Annotated in this window: 25 protein-coding genes; 13 read left to right on the top strand and 12 right to left on the bottom strand. The window is 67.0% G+C overall.

The window, feature by feature from the left end; all coding sequences use genetic code 11:
• Nucleotides 1-18 precede the first annotated feature (18 nt).
• The 6 genes from BoBH3_RS01570 to BoBH3_RS01545 all read left to right on the top strand — a co-directional run bounded on the left by BoBH3_RS01570 (nucleotide 19) and on the right by BoBH3_RS01545 (nucleotide 8,092).
• Nucleotides 19-1,095, top strand: coding sequence for an ABC transporter ATP-binding protein (locus BoBH3_RS01570; protein ID WP_262328997.1), 1,077 nt, complete (start codon nucleotides 19-21; stop codon nucleotides 1,093-1,095).
• On the top strand, nucleotides 1,092-2,858 hold the full coding sequence (locus BoBH3_RS01565) for an ABC transporter permease subunit (RefSeq protein ID WP_262328996.1): 1,767 nt from the start codon (nucleotides 1,092-1,094) through the stop codon (nucleotides 2,856-2,858). Before BoBH3_RS01570 ends, BoBH3_RS01565 begins: the two co-directional genes overlap by 4 nt.
• Complete coding sequence (locus tag BoBH3_RS01560) at nucleotides 2,855-4,393, top strand: AMP-binding protein (protein ID WP_410050536.1); 1,539 nt, start codon at nucleotides 2,855-2,857, stop codon at nucleotides 4,391-4,393. Before BoBH3_RS01565 ends, BoBH3_RS01560 begins: the two co-directional genes overlap by 4 nt.
• 1 nt (nucleotide 4,394) lies before the next feature.
• Nucleotides 4,395-5,477 carry a hypothetical protein gene (locus BoBH3_RS01555; protein ID WP_262328994.1) on the top strand — a complete coding sequence of 361 codons (1,083 nt, stop codon included), beginning with the start codon at nucleotides 4,395-4,397 and terminating at the stop codon, nucleotides 5,475-5,477.
• Nucleotides 5,478-5,802: 325 nt separating this feature from the next.
• Nucleotides 5,803-6,309, top strand: coding sequence for a hypothetical protein (locus BoBH3_RS01550; protein ID WP_262328993.1), 507 nt, complete (start codon nucleotides 5,803-5,805; stop codon nucleotides 6,307-6,309).
• A gap of 142 nt (nucleotides 6,310-6,451) precedes the next feature.
• Nucleotides 6,452-8,092: a hypothetical protein gene (locus BoBH3_RS01545; protein ID WP_262328992.1), complete on the top strand. Its 1,641-nt coding sequence runs from the start codon at nucleotides 6,452-6,454 to the stop codon at nucleotides 8,090-8,092.
• A 39-nt stretch (nucleotides 8,093-8,131) separates the two neighbouring features.
• Here the strand turns inward: BoBH3_RS01545 and BoBH3_RS01540 are convergent, their stop codons facing one another.
• The 10 genes from BoBH3_RS01540 to BoBH3_RS01495 form a co-directional block, all read right to left on the bottom strand.
• Nucleotides 8,132-8,794, bottom strand: a complete 663-nt coding sequence (locus tag BoBH3_RS01540) for a hypothetical protein (RefSeq protein WP_262328991.1) — start codon at nucleotides 8,792-8,794, stop codon at nucleotides 8,132-8,134.
• Between the two features lie 504 nt (nucleotides 8,795-9,298).
• Entirely contained in the window at nucleotides 9,299-10,069 is a 771-nt protein-coding gene (locus BoBH3_RS01535; RefSeq protein ID WP_262328990.1) for a sulfite exporter TauE/SafE family protein, read from the bottom strand.
• Entirely contained in the window at nucleotides 10,066-10,509 is a 444-nt protein-coding gene (locus BoBH3_RS01530; RefSeq protein WP_262328989.1) for a YeeE/YedE family protein, read from the bottom strand. Before BoBH3_RS01530 ends, BoBH3_RS01535 begins: the two co-directional genes overlap by 4 nt.
• On the bottom strand, nucleotides 10,506-10,913 hold the full coding sequence (locus BoBH3_RS01525) for a YeeE/YedE family protein (RefSeq protein WP_262328988.1): 408 nt from the start codon (nucleotides 10,911-10,913) through the stop codon (nucleotides 10,506-10,508). The genes BoBH3_RS01530 and BoBH3_RS01525 overlap by 4 nt, the downstream gene beginning before the upstream one ends.
• Nucleotides 10,910-11,242 carry a sulfite-sensing transcriptional repressor BigR gene (gene bigR / locus BoBH3_RS01520; RefSeq protein ID WP_262328987.1) on the bottom strand — a complete coding sequence of 111 codons (333 nt, stop codon included), beginning with the start codon at nucleotides 11,240-11,242 and terminating at the stop codon, nucleotides 10,910-10,912. Before bigR ends, BoBH3_RS01525 begins: the two co-directional genes overlap by 4 nt.
• On the bottom strand, nucleotides 11,242-12,537 hold the full coding sequence (blh, locus tag BoBH3_RS01515; protein ID WP_262328986.1) for a bifunctional sulfur transferase/dioxygenase Blh: 1,296 nt from the start codon (nucleotides 12,535-12,537) through the stop codon (nucleotides 11,242-11,244). The genes bigR and blh overlap by 1 nt, the downstream gene beginning before the upstream one ends.
• Nucleotides 12,538-12,759: 222 nt before the next feature.
• Nucleotides 12,760-13,014: a DUF982 domain-containing protein gene (locus BoBH3_RS01510; RefSeq protein ID WP_262328985.1), complete on the bottom strand. Its 255-nt coding sequence runs from the start codon at nucleotides 13,012-13,014 to the stop codon at nucleotides 12,760-12,762.
• 45 nt (nucleotides 13,015-13,059) lie between these two features.
• Nucleotides 13,060-13,377, bottom strand: a complete 318-nt coding sequence (locus tag BoBH3_RS01505) for a hypothetical protein (protein WP_262328984.1) — start codon at nucleotides 13,375-13,377, stop codon at nucleotides 13,060-13,062.
• Between the two features lie 99 nt (nucleotides 13,378-13,476).
• Nucleotides 13,477-14,883, bottom strand: coding sequence for an amidase (locus BoBH3_RS01500; protein ID WP_262328983.1), 1,407 nt, complete (start codon nucleotides 14,881-14,883; stop codon nucleotides 13,477-13,479).
• Entirely contained in the window at nucleotides 14,873-15,919 is a 1,047-nt protein-coding gene (locus BoBH3_RS01495) for a LacI family DNA-binding transcriptional regulator (RefSeq protein ID WP_262328982.1), read from the bottom strand. Before BoBH3_RS01495 ends, BoBH3_RS01500 begins: the two co-directional genes overlap by 11 nt.
• 196 nt (nucleotides 15,920-16,115) lie before the next feature.
• On the opposite strand from BoBH3_RS01495, the gene BoBH3_RS01490 reads away from it, so the two are divergent.
• The 3 genes from BoBH3_RS01490 (at nucleotide 16,116) to BoBH3_RS01480 (ending at nucleotide 19,557) form a co-directional block, all read left to right on the top strand.
• Complete coding sequence (locus BoBH3_RS01490) at nucleotides 16,116-17,057, top strand: ABC transporter permease (RefSeq protein ID WP_262328981.1); 942 nt, start codon at nucleotides 16,116-16,118, stop codon at nucleotides 17,055-17,057.
• A gap of 13 nt (nucleotides 17,058-17,070) precedes the next feature.
• On the top strand, nucleotides 17,071-17,949 hold the full coding sequence (locus BoBH3_RS01485) for an ABC transporter permease (RefSeq protein WP_262329649.1): 879 nt from the start codon (nucleotides 17,071-17,073) through the stop codon (nucleotides 17,947-17,949).
• A 69-nt stretch (nucleotides 17,950-18,018) separates the two neighbouring features.
• Complete coding sequence (locus tag BoBH3_RS01480; protein ID WP_262328980.1) at nucleotides 18,019-19,557, top strand: ABC transporter substrate-binding protein; 1,539 nt, start codon at nucleotides 18,019-18,021, stop codon at nucleotides 19,555-19,557.
• Between the two features lie 41 nt (nucleotides 19,558-19,598).
• On the opposite strand, the gene BoBH3_RS01475 is transcribed toward BoBH3_RS01480, so the two are convergent.
• Nucleotides 19,599-19,763, bottom strand: a complete 165-nt coding sequence (locus tag BoBH3_RS01475; RefSeq protein WP_262328979.1) for a hypothetical protein — start codon at nucleotides 19,761-19,763, stop codon at nucleotides 19,599-19,601.
• 175 nt (nucleotides 19,764-19,938) lie between these two features.
• Here BoBH3_RS01475 and BoBH3_RS01470 point away from each other — a divergent pair, with 175 nt between their 5' ends.
• Nucleotides 19,939-21,489 (top strand): bifunctional aminoglycoside phosphotransferase/ATP-binding protein, encoded by a 1,551-nt coding sequence (locus tag BoBH3_RS01470; protein ID WP_262328978.1) that lies wholly within the window; start codon nucleotides 19,939-19,941, stop codon nucleotides 21,487-21,489.
• A 47-nt stretch (nucleotides 21,490-21,536) separates the two neighbouring features.
• On the opposite strand, the gene BoBH3_RS01465 is transcribed toward BoBH3_RS01470, so the two are convergent.
• Nucleotides 21,537-22,157: a TetR/AcrR family transcriptional regulator gene (locus BoBH3_RS01465; RefSeq protein WP_262328977.1), complete on the bottom strand. Its 621-nt coding sequence runs from the start codon at nucleotides 22,155-22,157 to the stop codon at nucleotides 21,537-21,539.
• Between the two features lie 200 nt (nucleotides 22,158-22,357).
• Here BoBH3_RS01465 and BoBH3_RS01460 point away from each other — a divergent pair, with 200 nt between their 5' ends.
• Genes BoBH3_RS01460 through BoBH3_RS01450 form a run of 3 tightly spaced genes read left to right on the top strand, consistent with a single transcriptional unit; the run spans nucleotide 22,358 to nucleotide 25,625 of the window.
• Nucleotides 22,358-22,816 carry a (2Fe-2S)-binding protein gene (locus BoBH3_RS01460; protein ID WP_262328976.1) on the top strand — a complete coding sequence of 153 codons (459 nt, stop codon included), beginning with the start codon at nucleotides 22,358-22,360 and terminating at the stop codon, nucleotides 22,814-22,816.
• A 2-nt stretch (nucleotides 22,817-22,818) separates the two neighbouring features.
• Nucleotides 22,819-24,999, top strand: a complete 2,181-nt coding sequence (locus tag BoBH3_RS01455; protein ID WP_262328975.1) for a xanthine dehydrogenase family protein molybdopterin-binding subunit — start codon at nucleotides 22,819-22,821, stop codon at nucleotides 24,997-24,999.
• Nucleotides 24,999-25,625: an Isoquinoline 1-oxidoreductase subunit gene (locus BoBH3_RS01450; protein WP_262328974.1), complete on the top strand. Its 627-nt coding sequence runs from the start codon at nucleotides 24,999-25,001 to the stop codon at nucleotides 25,623-25,625. The genes BoBH3_RS01455 and BoBH3_RS01450 overlap by 1 nt, the downstream gene beginning before the upstream one ends.
• The last annotated feature ends 14 nt before the right edge of the window (nucleotides 25,626-25,639 follow it).

The raw sequence follows: 25,639 nt of genomic DNA, 5'->3' as shown, positions 1-25,639 counted from the left end.
ATGGCGACGAGCGCCGGAATGACAGCAACCGCACCCAAACCGGCCAAGCTCGTCGTCGAGGGCAAGCTTGTCATCGAAGGACTTGGCAAGCGCTATGGCGCGACCACAGCCCTCGAGCCGAGCTCGCTCAGCGTCGCCGAAGGCGAATTCCTGACCTTGCTGGGGCCTTCGGGCTCCGGCAAGACGACCTTGCTGCAGCTCATCTGCGGGCTCGTCGAGGCGAGTGAGGGCAGGGTGGTGATCGACGGGCGTGACCAGTCGAACATGCCCGTGCATCAGCGCGACATCGGCCTCGTCTTCCAGCATTACGCGCTCTTTCCGCATCTCACTGTCGCAGAGAACATCTCGTTTCCGCTCAAGATGCGGGGGCGCCCGGCCTCCGAGATCGAAAGCCGCGTCACTGCCACGCTCGAGATGGTGCATCTCGGCCATCTCGCGAACCGCTTTCCGCGCGAGCTTTCGGGCGGCCAGCAGCAGCGCGTCGCCCTGGCGCGCTGCTTCGTCTACCAGCCCTCGATCATCCTGATGGACGAGCCGCTCGGCGCCCTCGACAAGAAGCTGCGCGAGCACATGCAGATCGAGATCAAGCGGCTGCATCGCGAGAGCGGCGCCACCATCGTCTACGTCACCCACGACCAGGAGGAGGCGCTCGCGATGTCCGACCGCATCTGCCTGATGAACCACGCCAAAATCGAGCAACTGGGCGCGCCGCGCGAGATCTACGAGAAGCCGCGGACCGCCTTCGCGGCGGATTTCATCGGCATCTCCAACATCTTCCGCGGCCGCTGGGACGGCAACGGCGCGATCGAGACTGCGCATGGCCGCTTCAACCTGCCGGCCGGCGCGGCCCCCGAGCAGGCGGAGAACGCGCTCGTTGTCCGGCCTGAGCACCTCCACATTGGCGCGCGCGACGGCAATGCCATCTCCGGCAAGGTCAGCGAGATCGTCTATGCCGGATCGGAAACGCGCGTCATCGCGACGCTCGCTGACGGGACCCCGCTCGTGCTGCGGCTGGGGCCGGACGAGGCGGTTCCCCGGATCGACGAGATCATCGTCGCCGGCTGGGCCCGCGACAAGGCGGTGCTGGTCGCATGAGCGCGGTGACGGCGACGCCAGCGGCCGGCGCATCGCGCCCGAGGCTTCGCTTCGGAGCGCTCTGGCTTGCCGTTCCCGGCCTGCTGTTCCTTGCCGTGTTCTTCGCCTGGCCGGTCGCGCAGCTCCTGGGCCTGAGCGTCGTCGACAATGAGACCGGCGCGTTCTCGGTTGGCACCTATCAGCGCATCGCGGCGACGGACGTCTATGTCCGCGTCCTCGGCATCACCTTCCGCATCGCAGGATGGACGGCGTTCTGGTCGCTTATGATCGGCTATCCGCTGGCCTATTGGGTCGCCCGGATGCCGGACTTCTTTCGCGGCCGGATGCTGCTCTTCGTCATGGTGCCGTTCTGGACGAGCTATCTCGTCAAGACCTTCGCCTGGATGATCGTGCTCGGGCGCAGCGGCATCATCAACTCGCTGGCGACGGGCTCCGGCCTCGTCGACCAGCCGCTGCCCCTGCTGCACAACGAGTTCGGCGTCATGGTCGGCATGGTTCACGCCATGGTTCCGCTTGCCGTGATGACCATGCTCCCGGTGATGACCGGCATCGACCGCCGGTTGGTGCAGGCCGCGCAGACGCTCGGCGCCTCGCCGGCGCGGGCTTTCTGGCTGGTCTATTTCAAGCTGTCCTTGCCGGGCGTGGCGGCGGCGGGGCTGCTGGTCTTTATCTCGTCGCTCGGCTTCTTCATCGTCCCGGCCTTCCTGGGCGGCCGGCAGCAGACGATGCTGGCGCAGCTCATCATCGTGCAGGTCCAGGAACTGCTGAACTGGTCCTTCGCAGGCGCGCTCGCGGCGATGATGCTGGCAGCCGCGCTGATCTCCTGCTGGGCCTATGACCGGCTCTTCGGCATCTCGACGATCGCCGGCGGCTCCGCCCAGAGCAGCAAGGGCCGTCTGCGCGATCTCGGCCTCGCCGTGCTCGGCGTTGTCGCCGCGGCGGCCGCGAAGCTGTCCGGCGCAGCCAACGCGATCCTCGGCAAACGGATCTGCGCGAGCCTGCTGCCGGTGTTCTGCTGGATCGTGATCGGCTTCCTGGTGCTGCCGACGCTGCTCGTCATCCCGCTGGCCTTCACCTCCTCGCAGTTCCTCGAATTCCCGCCGCCGGGCTACAGCCTCTCTTGGTTCCGGACCTATTTCGACTCGCCGCTCTGGATCCAGGCGACATTTCGCTCCTTCGGCGTGGCCTTCGCGACGGCGCTACTGGCGACGGCGATCGGAGGCTTCGCGGCGCTGGCGCTCGCCAACAGCCGGACGCGCTGGAGCGGGGTGATCTTCGCCTTCTTCCTCGCACCGATGATCGTGCCGCGCATCGTGATCGCCGTCGGCCTGTTCTATCTCTTCGCCCGCATCGGGCTGATCGCCACCGATCTCGGCCTCATCATCGGCCATACGGTGCTGGCCATCCCCTTCACGCTGGTCACCATCGCGGCCGTGCTGAAGACCTATGACCAGAGGCTCGACCAGGCGGCGGCGACGCTGGGCGCCAACCGCATCCGCACTCTGACCGGCGTCACCATCCCGCTCGTGCAGGGCGGTCTCGTGGCCGCCTTCCTGTTTGCCTTCATCACCTCCTTCGATGAACTGACGATCGCCATCTTCGTCAGCGGCGGCATCAAGACCACACTGCCGAAGCAGATGTGGGACGACATGATTCTGCAACTGAACCCGACGCTGGCCGCCGTTTCGGTGGTCGTGCTGGTGGTCGTCACGGTGATGCTGCTTCTGGCCGAACGGTTCCGCTCCTCCTCGCACTCCACATGACAGTCATGACCCCTGATTTCGCCGACGGTTTCGTCGAGCTCCTGACCGCGCGCGCCCGGACCGAACCCGATTGCATCTATGCGCGCTTCTGCGGCGAACCTCTGAGCTATGGCGAGCTCGATCGGCGCGCGGCTGCCTTCGCAGCGCATCTGCGCGAGCGCGGGTTGAAGCCCGGCGATCGCGTCGCGGTGATGATGCGCAACTCGGTGGCGGCCATCGCCGTCGTGTTCGGTCTGGCTCGCGCGGGCATCGCCTGGGTCCCCGTCAATGCGCAGCAGCGCGGCGACGGGCTGCGCTATCTGCTGACCCATCCCGATCCGAAGCTCGTGGTCGTGGATGTCGACCTCGCGCCGGAGATTGCTGGGGCTATGCCGGAAGGCGGGGCGCCGCTGCTGATCCATGAGGCCGGTGGCGCGCTTGATGCGATCCTGGCCGGAACCGCGAGCTTCTCCGAGCGGGTGCCGGCGCCGGACGATATCTTCGCCGTGATGTACACCTCCGGGACGACCGGGCGGCCGAAGGGCGTCCTGGTCTCCCACCGCATGCTGCGGCTTGCCGCCGAGGGCGTGGCGTTGGTCTCGGCCGCCCGCGCCGGCGAGGTACTCTTCGTCTGGGAGCCGCTCTATCACATCGGCGGCGCCCAGCTCCTGCCGCTGCCGATGATCCGCGACGTCACGCTCGCGATGGTCGATCGGTTCAGCGCGAGCCGCTTCTGGAGCCAGGTCAAGACCGAGGGCGCGAGCCATATCCACTATCTCGGCGGCATCCTGCAGATCCTGCTGAAGCAGCCGCCTTCGCCGCTGGACCGGGAGCATGGCGTGCGCATCGCCTGGGGCGGCGGCTGTCCGCCGGACATCTGGCCGCAGTTCCGCGATCGCTTCGGCGTCGAGATCCGCGAATGCTACGGCATGACCGAGGCCTCCAGCATCACGACCTTCAACGACAGCGGCACCGTAGGCTCGGTCGGCCGGCCGATGCCCTGGTTCGAGGTCAGGCTTCTCGCTCCTGACGGCTCGGACGTGCCGGTGGGCGAGCGCGGCGAGATCGTGATCGACACCAGCCTGCCGGGCGCGATCTTCCCCGGCTATCTCGATAATCCCGAGGCGACGGCGAGGGCGCTGCGTGTCGGTGCGATGCATACCGGGGACCTCGGCTCCTACGACGCCGAGGGCAATCTCTATTTCCACGGCCGCATGACGGACAGCGTGCGCTGCAAGGGCGAGAACGTCTCGGCCTGGGAGGTCGAGCACGTCGCGGCCGAGCATGAGGCGATCGAGGATTGCGCGATGATCGGCGTCGCAGCCGATGTCGGCGAGCAGGACATCAAGCTCTTCGTGAAGGCGCGGGACGGCGCTTCGGTCGATCCCGTCCTGCTGTCATCGTGGCTGGGCAGCCGGCTCGCGCCCTATCAGAACCCTCGCTACATCGCCGTCGTCGACGAGTTCGAACGAACGGCGAGCCAGAGGATCATGAAGCATAAGCTCTCGCCGCGACTGGACGACTGCTGGGATCGCATGGCGGGCGGAGGGCGCTGAGATGAGCGGCTGCGACATCCTGATCTCGGGCACCGGCGGCTTTGCCGCCCGCATCGCCTTCGACATCGCGGCGACCGCGCCGGCCCCTGTCTCGGTCGTCATCGCCGGCCGGAACGCGCAGCGGCTCGACTGGCTGCGCACGGCTGCCAACGCTCGTGCCCGGCTCTTCGGTACTCCGGCACGCTTCACGACCCACAGCGTCGATCTGCTGTTGCCGGGTGCCTCGGACGGCATGCTGGAGGCTACCGATCCGAAGGTCGTGGCCCAGGCCGCCTCGATCCAGACGTCGCAGGTCATCGCTCAGAGCGGCAACGCCTGGACGCGCCTTGTCGCCGAAGGCGGCCTGAGCGCCACCGCCGTGTTCCAGGCCCTGCTGTCTTCGCGCGTCGCCGCCGCCATCACCCGGCGCGGCCGGCCCGTAACCCTGGTCAACTGCGGTTTCCCGGATGTCGTCAACGGCATCATCATGGCGCTCGGCCACAAGGTCGCCTGCGGCATGGGCAACGTCGCGATCCTGTCGAACGTCTTTGGCGGCTCGGCCGCGACGCCGGCGGGGGCCGAGGTCAAGGTTCTCGCGCATTATCAGAACCTCGCAGCCTGGCGGAAACGGCCACAGGAGCGTGAAGGGCGGGCGCCGCGCGTCTGGATCGATGGCGAGGAGGTCGCGGATGTCTTCGGGACCTTCGCCGATATCCAGCTGACGCCGGAGCCGGTGATCGAGATTTCCGGGGCGAGCGGCGTTCCCATGCTGCTGGCCATGGCGCTCGGACGCGAGTGGCGCGGACACGTGCCCGGACCGAACGGCCTGCCGGGCGGCTATCCGGTGCGGCTTTCGGGCGGAGAGCTGGCGCTGGACCTGCCGGACGGCGTCTCGCAGGAGGAGGCCGTCTCCTGGAACGCCTCCTTCGAAGCCGCGAACGGAATGGTTGTCGCGCCGGATGGCCACATCGCCTTCACCGGTGTGCTGCTGGAGAAGATGGGGCAGTATCGGCCGAGCCTGAGAGCGGGCTTCGCTGCGGGCGAGCTGGAAGCCGTCTGCGAGCAGTTGCTTGAACTGCGCTCGGAGCTGATGGGGCGACCCTGATCGGTGATGTCTGATCGCGCCGATATCCGCGATCCTTCGCCGACGCGTCCCGGGCATGCCGGCTGCTGCGCAGGATCGATGGCTTCGCCGCTCCTTGATGTTCGCGCATAACGCAAGGTAATGTACCTGGGCTTGCCTACCTTGACTGAGGTCGGAGGCCATCCCGCCTCGTTCGTTGGAGAATGCGACGACGCTGGAGGCTGCGATGAGCGCCGTGGAGGCGAGGTCGATTTGGTGCGGCGCCAGAGCATTGTCACGATGCTCCGAAACGCAGACATTCGCCCGAGCCAATGCCCTCTTCGCTCGTCAATGCTCGCGCTCTGCGATGGCGCTTCTGTTCCTGGCTGGCTCCGCTATGGCGATGACCGACCGGGTCAGCGCTGCCGAGACACGCTTCGTGCTGGCCCAGGCCGCAAGCCCGGTATGGACGGCAAAGATCGATACCAATCCGCATGGAGTCAGCATCGAGGCGCGTGCCATAGCGGGTCCGGCCCGTTTGAGCGGCGCTTGTGCTACCGCCCTTCTCAGCCCCGGCCTCTGGATGACGCTGCTGAATCCCCCCGGTTTGCCCCGCGTCGATGGCCGCCGGATGACGATGGTCTTCGCGGTCACGGGTGGCTTCGGCACCCAGACCTTCAAGACGAGAATGAAATATGAGGCGCCGGGAGATTCCTGGCCGAGCGAGCAGCCTCTATCGCCGGAGTTCCTGAACGCCTTTGAGACCGGCGGGCTGCTGACGATCTCCGATCGCGCAGGAAGAAAACTGGCCGAGTTCAACCTGAGAGGGGCTGAGGAGGCCGCGCAATTGATGCGCCGCGTTTGTCGCCTGTGACGGCAGGTAGACGAGGTTTGCCTGCTGTCGCGATCGGAGAAGCGCGCCGGCGCTCGTCCGGCCGGATTTGTCTGAAGGGCGTGCCGCAAGCCGCCATCGCTGAAAGGCCCTGACTGCAACGACCTCGGACCCGGAGTGATCGATGCGTGCAACATGGATCATCGCCTTGGCAGTTGCGGCGTTCGCACCGGGCCCCTCCGCTGTTGCAGCGGACGACGGCCGCGCACTGCTCGGCGAATGGAGCGGAGAATTCGTCTGCAACGGGCTGCCGCGGAGCGCCACAGTCATTTTCGCGGATGAGGCTGACGGGCGCGTCCGGGGCGAGTTCTCGTTCCTCGGCCCCAGCAATGCCGGCCCGCCGATCGGACGGTTCGTCGTGACGGCCCAGACATCGCCGACCGGTGAGTTTCTTGTGTCGCCGGGACGGTGGATGGTGCAGGCGAGGGGATATCCCCCGCTCGCCTTCAAGGTCCGTCGTTCGCCCGACGGGCAACGCCTTTCGGGGTCGATCGACAATGTGCGCTGCGGCGCGATCGACCTTGCTTACAAGGGGCGAGTCGACACAGTTCAGTTACAGCCTTCGTCGAAACCCGGCCTCGAGCCGAAGGGCGCTGCACGCGGGCGTGATGACGACAGCACCAGCCCGCCGGACTGCGATGCCCTTCCGACGCCCGGCGCTCGTAGCGATTGTGCCGATAAGGAGCGCTACGCTCCGAAGATCGGGGGCTCTTCGAGGCAGCCGGGACGCTTCGCGAACCCTGCGTTGATCAAGGCTTGTGAATTCGCCTACCAGGCCATCGATCCGGTCAAGGCGCCCGAATGCTATTCCGGGCTGGCGGCCCTCGGTCGATGGAAAGCTACGGTCACGAGCTTCGCGCAGGAATACGCAAGCTGCGAGGCCTTTGCCGGCGCATTCAGGGGGCTGGTCAACCGCAACTTCCCCTTGCAGGCTCCGAGTTGGCGCCGATACCCGGCCCTCGATTGCGCCAATGTCGACAAGATTTTCCTTGCCCGCGGACTGGGCTCGGACGCGACCTGTGCGCGCAACAGCCAAGACCGTGTGAAGGAACTGGCCAGTTGCACGGGGCAGGCCCAAGGCACGCCCGCCTTCCGCGAGGCATGGCTCGCAGCGCTGTCGCAGTGCCGTGCAGGAGAGCAGATGCCGCTCTACGCAGCCATCAAGATTCATCGCTCGCAGCGCAGGCTCGACGACCTTTTCGAATTCGGTTGCGCCGACGTCATCGAGGTGGTGGCGCGCCACGACCTCGCCTCCGCCGAACAACTCGCCGCTGCCCGCACCGACATCGCGGCGGCGGAGGCCATCCGGCCTCCGCGCGAGAGCGACATCATCGCCGCATTGAAGGCGGACCTCTCCTCACGCTTCCGCTGCTCCGACAACCGCGACCTGAAGATTCCGGAAGTGTTCTTTCGCTGCACCTTCGCTGCCAGCATGAATTCCGTGGAACGGAAGCACATGGATTGGCTCGACGACTACATGAAGGGAGTCCTGGGCGGGACCGATCGGGTGGTCACGCCTCCCACGGTCAGGCTGTCTCTCAACGACGTGGTGCTCCACGCTTGCGAGAAGACCGCAGACGGCTTCCACTGCCGATACGATGTCGGCATCGGATGCCGTGTGAATGCGATTTTCGAGCGGCCGGAGTTTGATATCACCGGCAAGATGGCTGAACCGTCCTTGTGCTACGCTCTCGCAGGCCCGCGCTCGCGCACGGAATTGCTGCGGCGTGCGCAGAGTGGCTTTGAGATCGTCAAGTCGCGCTAAAAACGACCTATCGCAATCGGGTGGCGCGGACCCCGGCGATCAGAAGCGCACGCTCATCCCGATCACGGGTCCGTGCTGCAGCATGTCGAACTCATAGCGCGAGCGGCCTGAGCCCTGGACGTAGTCGACGTAGAGCGCCTTGTACCCGATGACGGCAGAATAGGTTACGCCGTTCGTGGTCTTGAAGTCGTAGGCATAGGCCGCCAAGGCCTGCCAGGTGAACCGGCTGCCGCCCGCGCCGAGATCGCCGCGCAGTTCCAGATGATGATTGGGGGCCAGCGACACCCGCGCCCGCACGCCCGCAAAGGCGTCGATCCAGTCGACAGATCCCGAACGGGCAATCGCCCTTCCGCGACCGATGGCGAGGTCTCCGAGATCGACCGTGCCGGCGAGATCGATGCCCAGATCCATCTTTTGATACCAGTATCGCGCCCCGGCCAGCACATCGAACGCAACGGTCCCGATCGTCCCGACTTCGTAGGCCGCCCCGGCCTCGACGATCGCCATCTGGAATTGAAGGTCCGCAGCGGCACCAACCGCGCCAGCGACTCCGGGCGCAACGGCCCTGGCCCTGAGCGCGGACCGCTCGATGGTGATCTTCTCGCCGATGATATCGGCAAACAGCGCGAGGCGGCCGTTACGTGCCTCCATGTCGAGCATCAGCGCCACGAGCGAGCCGCCCTCGCCGATGGTGCTGTCCATGATGTCGATGAAGCTCGCATTCACATTCGCGCCGCGGCCACGGACCGTTTGCGACCCGTTGAGCGAGGTCAGCCAGCCATAGGGCGTCACCCGAAAGGTCCATTCCGGCAGAAAAGCGGGAGGGGCAGGTCGTGTCTGCGAGGCCGTCGGTAAATCGGCTGCAACGACCGGAAAGGCGAGGGCGATCGCTCCGCAAAGCGTAGCAATATGCGTCCAGGACGGCATCGAATCCCCCATTTTTTGTATCGTTGGCCGCTCGAACCGAGTGTTTGCTCCTATTTCGCGGGGAGTCTCATGCTTGCGAGATCGGTTCCCACGACGACATTGCCGGTATGCCCGCCGCCCTGCGCCACCCCCCGTTGTCTTGGTCCGTCAGAGAGGCGCCCTGAAACTCGACGGCTCCCTGCAGTCCAGCGGCAATGGGCGGCGCAGATGAGGCATCATAAGATACTTGACGCCTGTTCTCTGCGCCAGAGTGCCGAGATAGCTGGCCTTGCTGAGGCGCTAGTGGACCGCGTTCTTGAAAATCACATAGGCCGCGACCGTCAGGATGAGGGCTGTGAAGACGCGGTTCAATGTGGCCTTGCCTGTTGAGAGGCGGGTGGCCAGCAGCATCCCGAGAATGCCGCCCAGGATGCCGCCCGAGATGAACTGCGCCGCGATGACCCAGTCGACCTGGCCACTGCGGGCATAGTTCAGGGCCGTCGCCAGCCCGAAGGTTCCCACCGCGAGCAGCGAGGAGCCGATGGCATTGATCATCGGCATGCCGGTGGCGAAGATCAGCGCCGGCACGATCAGGAAGCCGCCGCCGATGCCGAAAAAGCCGGAGGCCCCGCTTGTCGCCAGCGCTGCGGCGGCAGTGAGCGCGCACATGCGCCGATCGACCGGCCGATCCTCGCCGCGCCCGACGCCGCGCGGCCGCAGCATCAGCAGACCGACGACGACCATCAGCGCGCCGAAGAGCAGGAGAAGGCGCGTTCCGTCAACGACGAGGCCGAGACTGGAGCCCAGAAGCGCGCCGAGCGTGCCCACCGCTGCGAAGACGGCCGCACAGAGCCAGCGGACATGGCCCTTCCGGGCGTGGGCGAGCAGGTTGGCATAGGCGTTGATCGAGACCGCCAGCGCGCTGGTGCCGATCGCGACATGCGGGCTGGCGACGCCGACGACATAAAGGAGCAGCGGCGTCGCCAGGATCGAGCCACCACCGCCGACCAGGCCGAGGCTGAAGCCAACGAGGCTGCCGGATGTGAGCGCGGGCAAAAGGGTTGTGGTCATCGCGGAAGCATCCCTGCGATCACGCGGTCGTGCAGCATCATCCCGGCCGCCATCGCTGCGACGAACAGTAGGACCGGGGCTAGTCCCATCGACAGGGCCGAGACGGCGGGACCGGGGCAAAAGCCGGCGAGCCCCCATCCGATTCCGAACAGTGCCGATCCTGCCACCAGCCGCCCATCGATGTCGGTCTTTTCCGGCAGGTGGAAGCTGTCGTCGAGCACGGGGCGCTGCAGCCGCTTCTGCAGCATGACGCCCGGTAGCGCGATGAGCACCGCTCCACCGAGCACGAAGGCCAGGCTCGGGTCCCAATGCCCGCTGGCGAGATTTAGGAAGCCGAGGACGCGGGCCGGATCCAGCATTCCGGAGAGCGACAGGCCGAAGCCGAAGAGCGCGCCGGCGAGGAGCGCAACGCCGATACGCAAGGGTGCGAGACGGTTCACCGCAGGAACTCCATCAAGGTCGCTGCGGCGACCCCCGCGAGGAGGAAGGTCGCAGTCGCGGCGAACGAGCGTTTCGAAAAGCGGGCGAGGCCGAGGATGCCGTGGCCGGAGGTGCAGCCCGAGCCCATGCGCGTGCCGATTCCGACGGCGAGCCCGGCCACGAGGACGAGGGGCCAGGAGGCGGCGATCGTGACGGGCGGAAAACTTCCGAAGGCCAGCGCGTAGAGCGGCGGGCCGCTCATCAGCCCGATGACGAAAGCTGCGTTCAGGGGGATCTGCCCGCCGCCGAGCAAGCGGCCGACGATGCCGCTGATGCCGGCGATCCGTCCGTTGAGCAGCAGCAGCGCAACGGCCGAGAGGCCGAGCAGCATGCCGCCGATCAGGGAAGGCCAGTAGGCACTCATGGGTGTTGCTCCGGTTCGCAGAAGATCGCGTAGAGGGCTTCGATCAGGCGCGCGGCCTTCTCCTCGCTCAGGCGATAGAAGATCTGCTTGGCCTCTCGGCGTGTCGTGACGACGCCGGCTTCCCGAAGCGCGCCGAGCTGCTGCGACAGTGTCGGCTGGCGGATGCCGAGCCGCTCCTCGAGCTCACCGACGGCGTATTCGCCCTCGGCGAGCGTGCAGGCGAGTCTGAGACGCGCCGGATGCGACAAGGTCTTGAGCAGGGCCGCGACCTCGCCGGCACGCGCCTCCATCTCCGCCGGCGGCATGGTGTGAGTCGTCTTGGCGTCCATCACCACGCGGCCCCCACGAGCGCATCGAGCGGGAATTTGAGATAGCGCTTGCCGTTGGCTTCGGGCTCCGGCAGCCGGCCGCCGCGGATGTTGACCTGCAGCGCGTGCAGGATCAGCTTCGGCATCGGCAGGGTGCGGTCGCGCGCCTCCCGCAGCGCGACGAAGCGTTCTTCCGTCATGCCGGCGAGGTGCGGGTTCGCGCGCTTCTGCTCGCCCACCGTGCTCTCCCATTTGGCGGCGCGCCCGCCGGGCTCGTAATCGTGCCCGGTGAAGAGGCGCGTATCGTCCGGCAAAGCCAGGATTGCCTGGATCGACGCCCACAGGGCCTTGGCGCTGCCGCCCGGAAAATCGGCCCGCGCCGTGCCGGAATCCGGCGTGAAGATCGTGTCGTGCACGAATGCCGCATCGCCGATGACATAGGTCACGGAGGCAAGGGTGTGGCCGGGCGAGAACATCACTCGCCCGGAGAGCTCGCCCACCTTGAAGCTGTCGCCCTCGGCGAAGAGCCGGTCCCATTGCGAGCCGTCGGTCGCCAGTTCCGGCCAGTTGTAGAAGCCCTGCCAGAGCTTCTGAACATCCGTGACGCGCGCGCCGATGGCCGTCGGAGCGCCTGTCTTCTGCTTGAAATAGTGAGCGGCCGAGAAATGATCGGCATGAGGATGGGTGTCGAGTATCCATTCGACCGTCAGCCCCTCGCGCGCCACATAGGCGAGGATCTCGTCGGCCTGATGGGTAGCGGTCGCCCCGGACTTCTCATCGAAATCAAGGACTGGATCGATGATCGCGCAGCGCCTCGTCTTCGGATCGGCGACGACATACTGGATGCTGCCGCTGCGCGGCTCGTAGAAGCCCTTCACCTGCGGCGCCCGGGCGGCGTTGCGGGCGAGCCACTGCACCGCGCCCGACAGATCGAAGCCGTGCGCGCGGCCGAAGGCGTCGATCTCGCCGGGGTTCATCCGCCCCGCCAGCACTTCGCCCAGCACGTACAGGGTCACTGAGCGCGTGCCGCTGCGGCAATGGGCGTAGACGGGTCCTTTGGCCCCGGACACCGCCTCCTGAAAGGCGCGGATATCGGCCTCGGTGATCGTCGCCGCCGTCACGGGGATGAAGCGATAGTCAAGGCCGGCCCGCTCCAGCGCTGCCTTCTCGGCAGCGCTGCCGGGCTGCCCCGGCTCCTCGCCGTCGGGCCGGTTGTTGATGATAGTGGCGAAACCGGCAGCCGCCAGCGTGGCGAGCGCCTCCTGCCTGGGCTGGCTGGCGACCGTCAGCCGGTGGTCGATCTTCACGGCGGTCATCGCGAGCATCCTCTCGGTGTCAATCAATATACGATTTAATATAATGTATATTGATTGATTGCAAGTTGCTCTTGCGACGTGCCGGAACGCGCCTCTTTCAGCGGAGGGGAGTTCACGCCGCTTGCATGCGAATGCGGGTTGCGCGCCCCATTTCCAGATTTTCGCGCGTTGTTCGCGCAAGCTTAGCGCCGACGCCCGGCTGGCCCGCCAGCGACGGGCGATTCAGACGGGTTCTGTGACGGATCGCCCGCAAGCGCGTGCTGCGGTGCCGAAGGTCTCCCGCGCCTCATCGACCGAGCCCTGGCCCTTGATGGCCGCCATGCAGGCCTGGACCGCTCTATGCCACTCATCGCCGGGGCAATGCTTGCGCCACAACAGCAGGAACTCGGCCGCACGCTCGATATTGGTCACGGCATAGCGCTCGCCGGGTCGTTCGGTTTCGACATAGACGGGAGGCGTGAACCAATGCAGGGGCATGGCGTAAATACGCGAGCCGCCCCCGATCGTTCCGATGGAGCGGTCTTATTCCGGCAGCCGCAGCCCGGCCAGGAAGGTGGCGACCGTAAGAGTATGCTTGGGTTGTGCCTCGCAATGCCGTTCGACGGCTGCGACGATGTCTGCGTCGCCGAACCTCCCCAACCGGGACGGAGAGTGCTGGCGCAAGGCGTCGACGACCCAGCGCCCGATCGTCGCGTGCATCTCGGCGTCGATCGCCTGGCGCTTCAACCAGAGCTCGCAGGTGATGTAGTCTTGGAGGAATTCACCTTTCTGCGGCTCGGCGCCGCTGGCACCTATCGGCAGTGCCGCAATACAGATCGTCGCCCACGCCCATTGGCGCATCGTCTGCCCCCACCCCTTTGGTCCCGATCAGCGAAACTTAACCGCTCCAGCCCATCGGTCCAGAGGTGATCGAACCCGACATCCCGGCGAGGCATAACATCATCGTGGGTCGATCGGTGTCTTCGGCAGTGCCAGCTCCCGCTCGATCCAGGCGGCCAGCCGGAAGAGATCAGCCTCGCGCCGGGCATGGGACAGGATCTGGACGCCGATCGGCAGGCCGTCGCGGGAGAAGCCAATGGGGATGGCGATGGCGGGCAGGCCCGTCAGTGACCAGATCGCCGTGATCGAGATCCAGTCGACATAATCCTGCATCGGCTGACCCGCGAGGGATGTCGGGAACAGCGTCTCCACGGCAAACGGCATCGCCTGCGTCGCCGGGCAGATCAGGAAGTCGTGCTGATCGAGGAAATCGACCGCCCGGCGGTAGAGTTCGCTGCGCTGGCGATTGGCCGTGACGATGGCGTGGCCCGGCTGGTCGCGGCCACGCAGCAGGTCGGCCAGGACAGGAGCCGGGAACAGCTCGCGATGCGTGTCGAAGAGCGGCTCGAAATTCGCGTAGAATCCTTCGCCCCGCAGCACGCGGAAGGCGTCCATCGCGCCGGTGACGTCCGGCGATCCGTGCGCCACCGCGACGCCCGCCCTGCCCAGCATGGCGGAGAGGTCCTCGAGAGCGAGCCGGATCGGCGCCTCGACCGGCAGGAGGCCGAGAGCGGCCGAGATGGCGACCTTCGCAGGCTTGAGGGGCGCCAGCGCGGCTTCGAGGAAGGGCGGTTCGCCGGTCGGCGCGGTCAGGATGTCGCCGGGGTCGTAGCCGGTCATCGCGTCGAAGAAGAGGGCCAGGTCGGCGACGTCGCGTGCCATCGGCCCCTCGACGGCGATGGTGTCGAAGGGGTCGGAGAGCCGCTTGCGTGGCACGCGGCCCGGCGTCGGCCGTAGGCCCGTCACATTGCAGAACGCCGCCGGGATGCGCAGGCTGCCGCCATAATCGTTGCCATGGGCGAGCCAGGCCTCGCCGGTCGCGAGCGCGACTGCAGCGCCGCCCGATGAGCCGCCGCAGGTCAGACGCCGGTCGTAAGGGTTGCGCGTCGCGCCATGGACGCTGTTGGTGGTCTGCGCGCCGCCGAGCTCGGACAGGTTCGACTTGCCGAGCGTGATCGCGCCGTTGGCTTCCATCAGCGCCACGGTGCGGTCCGACTCGGTCGAAATGCGGTCGCGGAAGATCGCGGTGCCGCCGGTGTTGCGCACGCCTTCGACGTCGTTGTTGTCCTTGACGACGATGGGGAGCCCGCCAAGCAGGCTCGTGCGCCCCGCCCGGCGCGCCGCATCGGCCGTGCGGGCCTGTTCCCGCGCCCGGTCGAGACAGAGCGTCGGCACGGCATTGAGCTCAGGCTCGACAACGGCGAGGCGGGCTGCGGCGGCCTCGACCAGTTCGGCCGAGCTGACCTCCCCGGAGATGAGGAGATCGCGCACGGCGAGCGCGCCGAGCTTCGTCAATTCAGTCGACATGGGCGGGCTTTCCGGCGGCAGACAGTTCTTGGGCAGGTGCGCCGCAGGAGCGGCGAATGACGAGGCGTGGCTCCATGACGATGGTCGTTCCGGGGCCGCTCAGGGTGCCGGCAAGCCGGCGGATCAGGAGTGCGAGCGCGGCCTCGCCCATGGCGCGGACAGGCTGGGCGATGGCGCTGAGCTGGGGCGAGACCGCCGCGGCCCAAGGGAGGTCGTCGATGCCGATCAGCGAGATGTCCTGCGGACAGGCGAGCCCTCGATCGGCCACAGCCTTCGCGACGCCGATCGTCATCAGGTTGTTGGTGGCGAAGATTGCAGTCGGCGGCTCCGGCAGTGCCAGAAGCTCTGCCATCGCCTGCTCGGCCGGCTGCTGGCGGAAGCCGGCATCGCGGACGAGCGCCGGATCGAAGGACAGCCCCGCGGCCAGCAGCGCCTCGCGGTAGCCGGCGAGACGCTCGGCCGCGGTGCGCAGCACGTCCGGTCCGTTGACGAGGCCGATCCGGCGGTGGCCGCAGGCGATCAGCTGCTGCGTCGCCTCGAAGCCTGCCCGCCGGTTGTCGAGGACGACCGCATCGTAACCGAGCCCTTCCATGGCGCGGTCGACCAGCACGACCGGTACTTCGAGCTGCGCCAGCAGCGAGGCGCGGTTCATCGAGACGGCGCCGGTCGGGGCGAGGATCAGCCCGTCGATGCGCTGCGTGCGCAGCATGCGCAGATGCGCTTCCTCGCGTTCGCTGCGCTCGTTCGAATTGCACAGCAGCACCAGATAGCCGCAGGCCGCGGCGGCATCCTCCACGGCCTCGAACAGATCGGAGAAGAAGGGGTTGGTGATGTCGCCGACGACGAGGCCGATCAATCCGCTCGAGCGCTTGCGCAGCGAGCGCGCCCCGGCATGGGGCGTGAAGCTCAGCTTCTCCATCGCGGCGCGAACCCGCGCCGCAAGCTCCGGGCTGACACGATCGGCACTGTTGAGCACGTTCGAAACTGTCGCCACGGATACATCGGCCAAGCGCGCCACGTCCCGAATCGTCGCCATCCATCCCTCGGTGAAACGGTTCAAATTTTTTCTAAGCTTTGCGGATCGGATCGCATTCCGCAAGCCTCAGTGTCGCGAATAAAGCCGCTTGCCACTTCAATCGGTCTGTGAGAGCCTGATTGAAACGTTACAAAAACGAGTGGGGAAACCAGATGATGGGCGTGCATCTTTTCGCCGCGGGCGCCCGCGCGCTGCCATGATCTCCTATGTGCTGCGCCGGCTGGCCGCGACCGTTCCGGTGCTGGCCTTCGTCGGCCTCTTCGTATTTTTCCTGCTGCGGCTGACGCCTGGCGATCCGGCGATCCTGATCGCGGGCGACCAGGCCACGACGCAGCAGATCGCGGCAATCCGTACCCAGCTCGGCTTCGACAGGCCGCTGGCGCAGCAACTGCTGGCCTGGGCGGGGCAGCTCGCGCAGGGCGATCTCGGCCGTTCGGTCTTCTCCGACATGGAGGTGACGCGGCTGATCGGCATGCGCATCGAGCCGACGGCGATGCTGGCGCTGGTCGCGATCCTGATGGCGCTCGCCATCGCGCTGCCGCTCGGAACGCTCAGCGCGCTCAAGGCCGGCAGCCGGACGGACCGGGCCGTGATGGCCTTCGCCATGGTCGGCTTCTCGTCCCCGGTCTTCGTCGTCGCTTTCCTGCTGGTCTATGTCTTCGCGCTGTCGCTCGGCTGGTTCCCGACGCAGGGCTATGTGCCGCTCTCGCAGGGGCTGCTGCCCTGCCTGAACAGCCTTATTCTTCCGGGGCTCGCGCTCGCCATGCTCTACGCGGCGCTGCTGGCGCGGGTCACGCGGGCGAGCCTGCTGGAGGTGCTGTCGGAGGACTATGTCCGCACCGCCCACGCCAAGGGCATGAAGCCCGGGCGCGTCGTGCTGCGCCATGCGCTGAAGAACTGCGCGATTCCGGTCGTCACCGTCGTCGGCGTCGGCATCGCCGCGCTGCTCGGCGGCGTGGTGGTGACCGAGACGGTGTTCAACATCCCGGGCCTCGGCCGGCTGACGACGGACGCCATCCTGCGGCGGGACTATCCCGTGGTGCAGGGGCTCATCCTCGTCTTCTCGCTCGTCTACGTCACCGTCAACCTGCTGGTCGATCTCAGCTACGTGCTGTTCGATCCGCGCATCCGCTATTGAGGGCGCCGTGACGATGACCGTGACCGGCTCCGTCGCGCGGAAGACGCCTGGCCTCTTCGAGATCCTGCGCGGTTTCCTGCGGGCCAACCCGACGATCCTCATCGGCCTTGCGGTTCTGGCGGCCTTCACTTTCGTCGCATTGATCGCGCCTTTCATCCTGCCGGACCCGGTGCGGGTGAACCCGATCCAGCGCCTGCGGCCGCCAGGCAGCGAGCACTGGTTCGGCACCGATCAGCTCGGCCGCTCCACCCTGTCGCGCACGCTGAACGGCACCCGCATCTCGCTGACGATCGGCGCGCTCGTCACGGTGCTGAGCGTTTCGTTCGGCCTGCTGATCGGCCTCGTCGCCGGTTATGTGCGCTGGCTCGACGGCACGGTGATGCGGATCATGGATGGGCTGATGGCGATCCCCGGCATCCTGCTCGCCATCGCGCTGATGTCGCTGTTCGGGTCGAGCGTCCAGAACGTGGTGATCGCGATCAGCATCGCCGAAATCCCACGCATGGCCCGCGTCGTGCGCTCCTCCGTGCTGGTGCTGCGCGAGCAGACCTATGTCGAGGCGGCGATCACCAACGGCACGGGGCTGGCGCGGATGCTGCTGCGCCACATCCTGCCCAATGCGGCTGCGCCCGTGATCGTGCAGGCGACCTATGTCTTCGCCTCGGCGATGATCGTGGAATCGATCCTGTCCTTCCTCGGCGCAGGCACGCCGCCGACGATCCCGAGCTGGGGCAACATGCTGGCCGAGGCGCGGCCCTTCATGCAGCGCGCGCCCTGGATGATCGCCTTTCCTGGCGTGGCGCTGGCGATGCTGGTGCTGACCGTCAATGTTCTAGGCGACGCACTGCGCGACGCCATCGATCCCCGGCTCGCCCGCAAGCTGCGTGTCTGAAACCGGCAACAAGAACAAGAATCGCGAGACAGTCACAGGGAGGGAAGAATGAGAAAACTGACGAGACGAATGGCTCTGGCCGCCGGTCTTGCGCTGTCGCTGGCAGCACTGCCTGCCGCCGCGCAGACCGTGCTGAAGGTGCGCCCCTTCGGCGATTTGCGCACGCTCGATCCGATGACGACTTCGGACTACATGGTCCGCAACCACGCCTACATGGTCTACGACACGCTCTTCGCGCAGGACGCCAAGGGCCTGATCAAGCCGCAGATGGTGGAGAGCTACACCACCTCGCCGGACGGGCTGACCTGGACCTTCGTGCTCCGTGATGGGCTGAAGTTCCATGACAACACGCCGGTGACGAGCGCGGACGTGGTCGCGTCGCTGAAGCGCTGGGGCGAGCGCGACGGCCTCGGCCAGCAGCTCACGGCCCATACCGCCTCGCTGACGGCGACCGACCCCAAGACGATCACGCTCGTGCTCAAGGATCGCTGGGGCCTCGTGCTCGATGCGCTCGGCAAACCGAGCTCGATGCTGCCGGTCATCATGCCGGCGCGCATCGCCGCCACGCCCTCGAACCAGAACATCACTGATGCGACCGGCTCCGGCCCCTTCATGCTGGTCAGGGAGCAATGGTCGCCGGGCTCGAAGATCGTCTACGCCAAGGCGCCGACCTATCAGCCGCGCAAGGAAGCGCCGGACGGTCTCGCGGGCGCCAAGGTCGCGAATGTCGACCGTGTCGAATGGCTGATCATGCCCGACGCGCAGACGGCGCTGAACGCGCTGCAGGCCGGCGAGATCGACATCTTCGAGGAGATGCCGCCGGACATGATCTCGCTGGTGAAGGGCAATGCGAAGATCAAGGTCTCGAAGCTCTCCGCGCTGCAGGGCGTCTTCCGGATGAACCAGTCGCAGCCGCCCTTCAACAACGTGAAGCTGCGCCAGGCGATCCTGAAGCTCGTCGATCAGGAACAGGCGGTGCGCGCCTATGTCGACGACAAGACGCTCTACACCGTCTGCCCGTCCTTCTACATGTGCGACTCGCCCTATTTCACCGACGCGTCCTGGCCGAAGCCGGATGTGGCGGCAGCCAAGAAGCTGATCGCGGAGAGCGGCTACAAGGGTGAGAAGATCGTCGTGCTCGACGCCACCGAGACGGCGCTCAGCCCGCAGACCCTCGTCGTTTCGCAGCTGCTGCGCGACGCCGGCCTCAATGTCGATTACCAGGCGATGGACTGGGGCACGCTGTCGAGCCGGCGCACCAGCAAGAACCCGGTTGAGCAGGGTGGCTGGTCGACCTTCGCGTCGGGGCCGGCAGCGCCGGACATGACCGAGCCGGTCGGCCATCTCGGGCTGCGCTCGAACTGCGAAAACGCGTGGTTCGGCTGGCCCTGCGACGAGACGATCGAGAAGCTGCGCGCCGAGTTCACGATGACGCCCGATCTGGAGGGCCGCAAGGCGATCGCGCGGAAGATCCAGGAGCGTGCGGTCGAGACGGTGCCTTATGTTCCCGTCGGGCAGTTCTGGCTCGTGCGTGGCCAGCAGACGAGCCTCAACGGGCTGCTTTCGCCCGGCCTCCCGGTCTACTGGAACGTCTCGAAAGCCCGCTGATACCGCTAGAAGCCGTGCTGGGGGGAGGCCGGCGTCGCTCGTTATTCGGGCACGCCGGCCTTTTTCAATCCTTCGACGAAGACATCGCAGTGAGCGAATTTTTCGAGGTTCTTCCGGAGAACCGAAAGATGCAGCGGCGGGCCGACACGCGCGCGGCACATGGTCCTTGCCGCATCGGCAAAGCCATCTCTCGAGCGCGGCACCATGCGCGCTGCTACGCTTCGGCGGTTTGAGCGTCCATCGCGCCGCATGCTGCGCTGCACAGGTCGATTGGCGGCCGGCAAAGTCGAGATTCTGCCTGGATCAGGGCGCCTTGATGGAAATCAAGGACATCATCCGCGTTATGCCGATGAGTAGAGGCAGAGATGGGAGCGAGCCTTCATGCAGGCCAGCGATCAGAACGAGACCATCTGCTTTCTTGGCTCGCCGCAGGCCTTTGGCGCCGAGCGAGAGACGGCGAAGATCGTCTCGACGCATATCTCCACCGTTCTCCTGCTGGGCGCGCGTGCGCTCAAGCTCAAGCGCGCGGTCAGGCTGCCCTATATCGATCTCTCGACGCCGGAGCTGCGGCTGGCGATGTGCGAGCGCGAACTGAAGCTCAACCGCCGGACGGCACCGCAGATCTATCGAGCGGTCCATCGCATCACGCGTGGACACAACGGCAGCCTAGCCCTCAATGGCGAGGGTGAACTCGTCGATGCGGCGCTGGAGATGCAACGCTTCGACGACGAGCAACTGTTCGACAAGCAGGCGCAGCTGCAGCGCCTGACGCCGGCCGACATGGCCGGGCTCGCCGCGGCGCTGGCCGAGCTGCACGGCGTCGCAGCCGTCTCGACGGACGCGCATGGTGCGGGGCGCGTCGAGCGCGTTCTCGACGTCAACGAGCGTGCCTTTGCCGCCGCGGACCTCCTGCCTGTGGAGGATGTCGAGCATATCAATGCGGTGTGCCGGGCGACACTTGCCCGGCATGCCGAGCTGCTGGACCGGCGCGCCCGCGACGGGAAGGTCCGGCGCGGCCATGGCGACCTGCACCTGCGCAACATCTGCCGGATCGACGGAAAGCCGCTGCTCTTCGACTGCCTTGAGTTCGACGAAGATCTCGCGACGACGGACATCCTCTACGATCTCGCCTTCGTGCTGATGGACCTCTGGCGTCGCGGGCTTGCCGCCCTCGCGAACATTCTGTTCAACCGCTACCTCGACGCGACCGGCGATGAGGCGGGCTTACGTCTGCTGCCGTTCTTCATGGCGATCCGTGCGGTCGTGCGCGCCCATGTCACGGCGGCGGATAGCGGGCGGCCGGAGCTCGAGCGTGTCGCGGAGGCGCAGGCCTATCTCAGGCTCGCGCATGATCTTCTGGCGGCCCGGCGGCCGATGCTCGTCGCGGTCGGCGGCTATTCCGGCTCCGGGAAGTCGACGGTCGCGGCGGCCATAGCGCCGGCTCTCGGCCCCGCACCGGGGGCGCGTATCGCCGCGAGCGACCGCATCCGCAAGCGGCTCTGCGGCGTCTCTCCCGAGACCCGGTTGCCGCAAGAGGGCTACAGCGACGAGGTCTCGGGCCGGACCTATGCCGAGATGGCGGTGATCGCCGGGAATGCGCTGGCGCAGGGGCATGCCGCCATTGCCGACGCCGTGTTCGACCGCCGTTCCGAGCGCGAACGGATCGAGGCCGTGGCGCTGGCTGCCGGGGTGCCGTTCCGGGGGCTCTGGCTAGAGGCCCCGGAGCAGGTGCTGGTGGAGCGTGTCTCCGCGCGCCGGGGCGACCCATCGGATGCCACGCCGGATATCGTCAGAAGCCAGTTGGCGCGGCAGGGCGACCCGAGCGATTGGACGCGGCTGCCCAGCCGAATGGAGCCAGGCCTCGTCGTGACTGCTGCCCTTGCCGCCATCGGCAGGCCGGCGGATCGGCGGGTCCTGGTGCCTTCCGTGTAATCGGCACGCAGCAGGGCAAGAGCCGCCGGCTGAATCGCCGGGCGCCGCTAAGGCGTTACGGCGGCGGCAAAGACCGAGGCGATGGCCTTGAGCCGGCGCGCATATTCCTCGCTCGTCGGCGGGGTGCCGAGCTTGGCGCCGGCCGACGCGAACATCATGCCGGCGATCCAGTCCTTCGCGCCGATGGGCATGCGTGAGGGAGCGGCCTCGCCACTGGCCTCGGCCTGTTTCAGCAGCTCATGCGCGAAGTCGAAGAAAATCCTCTCGAAGACCTGCAATTCATCCGCGGCGACGGTGTTCATTACCGCCTTCAGTTCGACGAGATGCTCGCCCGTGCCGAAGCTGGCATAGGCCTGGCCATGATGGGCCAGGAGCAGCGCGCCGAGCCGATCCGCGAAAGTCCCCTTCGCCGCGACGACCTCACGGCAACGTGCTTCGACGCGGCGGGCGAGCAGGCGCAGCATCGCACGGAAGACATCGTCCTTGCCCTTGAAGTGGAGATAGAGGGTCGCCTTGGCGAGCCCAGCCTCCTTAGCGATGTCGTCCATCGAGCTGCGCTTGTAGCCGTAGCGGGCGAAGAGGCGCAGCGCTGAATCAGCGATCTGGTCGACGCGGGCATTGGCCTCGTCGACAGAATCGGGACCGGAACTTTCGCGTTCGTCCTGCATTGCGGCTTCAGCAGTCTTGACAAAATCCAAACTGCGCGCGACCATCCTAGTTAGACTCAAATCGTCTAACTAGTCCAGTCGCGCGACCCAGGGCTACGGATCCATCGCCCGCCATCTGGTATGTCAGATCGGGCCTGCGAGGTTAAGCCTCGATCCGCACCATTGTGCCGCGCTGCGTCATGCCAGCATCGGAGGCGGCCATGGTCTCTCTCAAAGTCAACGGAACCTCGCAAAACGTCGATGTCGACGACGATACGCCTCTGCTCTGGGCGATCCGCGACAATCTCGGCCTCACCGGCACCAAGTTCGGTTGCGGCGTCGCGCAGTGCGGGGCCTGCACCGTCTATGTAGACGGGCAGCCCGTGCGCTCCTGTGTCACGCCCGTCTCGGCGGTGGACGGCAGCGACATCACCACGATCGAGGGCCTCGCGGGCAAGGAGGCGGAGGCCGTGCAGGCAGCCTGGATCGCGCGCGACGTGCCGCAATGCGGCTATTGCCAGTCCGGTCAGGTGATGAGCGCCATCGCTCTGCTGAAGGAAAACCGGAAGCCGACCGACCGCGACATCGATCTCGCGATGAACGGCAACATCTGCCGCTGCGCCACTTACGTCCGCATCCGCGCCGCGATCCATGACGCGGCCCGCGCGCTGGAGATCTGACCATGACCGTGCATGATCCGAAGCTTTCGCGCCGCTCCCTGCTGGCCGGCGCAGGCGCCCTCGTCATCGGCTTCCACCTGCCGCGTGCCGCCAAGGCGCAGTCCGGCGCCGGCGCGGCCTACCGGCCCGGCGGCAACGCGACCTTCGCGCCGAACGCCTTCATCCGCGTGGCGCCCGACTCCACCGTGACCGTACTGGTCAAGCATATCGAGTTCGGGCAGGGGCCCTTCACCGGGCTGGCGACGCTCGCGGCCGAAGAGATGGATGCCGCCTGGAGCCAGATGCGGGCGGAGCATTCACCGGCCGACGTCAAGCTCTACGCCAACCTCGCCTTCGGCGTGCAGGGCACAGGCGGCTCGACCGCCATCGCCAATAGCTGGGAGCAGATGCGCAAGGCCGGTGCGGCGGCGCGCGTCATGCTGGTGCAGGCTGCGGCCAGCGCCTGGAAAGTGCCGGCAAGCGAGATCACCGTCTCCGACGGCGTCATTGGTCACAGCTCCGGCAAGAAGGGCTCGTTCGGCGAATTCGCAGAGGCGGCCGCGAAGCAGCCAGTGCCGGAAAATCCGCCGCTGAAGCCGGCCTCGGCCTACAAGCTGATCGGCAAGGAAGGTGCGGTGACGCGCCTCGACAGCGCTGACAAGTCACGCGGCAAGGCGCAGTTCACGATCGATATACACGCGCCGAACATGCTGACGGTCGTCGTGGCGCGTCCGCCGCGGTTCGGCGGTAAGGTCGCGAGCTTCGACGCGGCCGAGACCCTCAAGATCAAGGGCGTGGTCGACGTCAAGCAGATCGGCACCGGCGTCGCGGTCTATGCCAATGGCATGTGGCCGGCGCTCAAGGGGCGCGAGGTGCTGAAGGTGACCTGGGACGAGAGCGCGGCCGAAAAGCGCGGCAGCGCCGAGCTGATCGCCGAGTATCGCAAGCTCGCCCGCCAGCCGGGCACCGTGGCCGGCACCCACGGCGATGCGGAAGCCGTGCTCGCCAAGGCTGACAAGGTGATCGAGGCAGAGTTCGTCTTCCCCTATCTGGCGCATGCGCCGATGGAGCCGCTCGACGGCTATCTGGAATGGGACGGGCAGCAGGCGCTCGCCCGCTTCGGCAGCCAGTTCCAGACCACGGAGCACCAGACCATCGCCACCATCCTCGGCCTGCCGCCGGAGAAGGTCTCGCTGGAGACGATGATGGCCGGCGGCAGCTTCGGGCGGCGCGCGCAGGTCAGCCAGCATCTGGCGGCGGAACTTGCGATGGTTGCCAAGGCCATCGGCCCGAACCGGCCGGTCAAGGTAGTCTGGACCCGCGAGGACGATCTGGCCGGCGGTTACTATCGGCCACTCTTCGTCCATCGCCTGCGCGGCGCGGTGAAGGACGGCAAGATCGTCGCGTGGGCCAACCACATCGTCGGCCAGTCCTTCTTCCTCGGCACGCCCTTCGAGGCGATGGTGGTGAAGAACGGCATCGACGCCACCTCGGTCGAGGGTGCGAACGAGATCTTCTACGAGGTGCCGGACTTCCGCTGCGAGGTCCACAATCCCAAGGTCGGCGTGCCGACCTTGTGGTGGCGCTCGGTCGGGCACACCCATACCGGCTATGCCGTCGAGTGCTTCATCGACGAATTGCTGCAGGCGGCGGGGCAGGACCCGCTGCAGGGGCGGCTCGCCATGATGGGCGACAAGCATGCGCGGGCCGCCGCCGTGTTGCGTGCGGTCGGCGAGATGGCGAACTGGAAGGGCGCCGGCCCGGTCGACGGGCGGGCGCGTGGCGTGGCGGTGGTCGAGAGCTTCTCGTCCTTCGTGGCGCAGATCGCCGAGGTCTCGATGGGCCCCGATGGCGAGCCCAAGGTCCACAAGGTCTGGTGCGCGGTCGATTGCGGCGTCGCGGTCAACCCGGACATCATCAGGGCGCAGATGGAAGGCGGCATCGGCTTCGGGCTGGGGCATGCGCTCTATGGCGAGATCACGCTCGACCAGGGCCGGCCGGTCCAGACCAATTTCCACGAATACCGCTCGCTGCGCATCCACGAGATGCCGGAGGTGGAGGTGAAGATCATTGCCTCCACCGCCTCGCCGACCGGCGTGGGTGAGCCGGGCGTGCCGCCGATCGGGCCCGCAGTCGCCAATGCGCTCGCCGCGCTCGGCCATGGCCGCCCGCGGCAGCTGCCGGTCAAGGGAGGGACCGTCTGATGCGGCCCCTCCTTCTCTCCGCCGCTGCAGGCCTCGCGCTCTGCCTTGCCGGCACGGCGCTGACGCTGGCTCAGAGCGCAAACCAGGCCCAGCCGGGCGGGGCGACTCTGCGTCCCGCCGCGAGCTTCTCCAACATCGCCAACCAGCGCGACCGCTCGGTCGCGCTGTTCAACGAGATGGGCAAGGTGCTGACGCATCCGCGCTGCATGAACTGCCATCCGGTGTCGGACCGGCCGCGCCAGGGCGACATCCGCAAGCCGCACGAGCCGCTGGTGGTGCGCGGCAAGGACGGGCACGGCGCGCCGGGCCTCCATTGCACGACCTGCCATGGCAAGCAGAACTACGATCCCGCCGGCATTCCGGGTGACGGGCACTGGGCGCTCGCGCCGGCCTCGATGGCCTGGGAGGGCAAGACGGTCGCCCAGATCTGCGAGCAGCTCAAGGACCAGAACCGCAACGGCAGCCGCGACCTCGCCGCGCTGGTGAAGCATGTCACGACCGACACGCTGGTGCTCTGGGGCTGGAAACCGGGCAAGGGGCGCCAGCCTGCGCCGGGCACGGCGGCCGAGTTCGGCGCGCTGATGCAGGCCTGGGCCGATACAGGCGCTGCCTGCCCGGCTTCGTAAGCGTCCTCAAGGCG

Origin of the sequence: Allobosea sp. BH3 (assembly GCF_025499465.1) — a bacterium.
In the GTDB taxonomy this organism is placed as follows: Bacteria; Pseudomonadota; Alphaproteobacteria; order Rhizobiales; family Beijerinckiaceae; genus Allobosea.
Note: the sequence above shows the minus strand (reverse complement) of the source record. Positions and strands in the feature narration are given on the sequence as shown.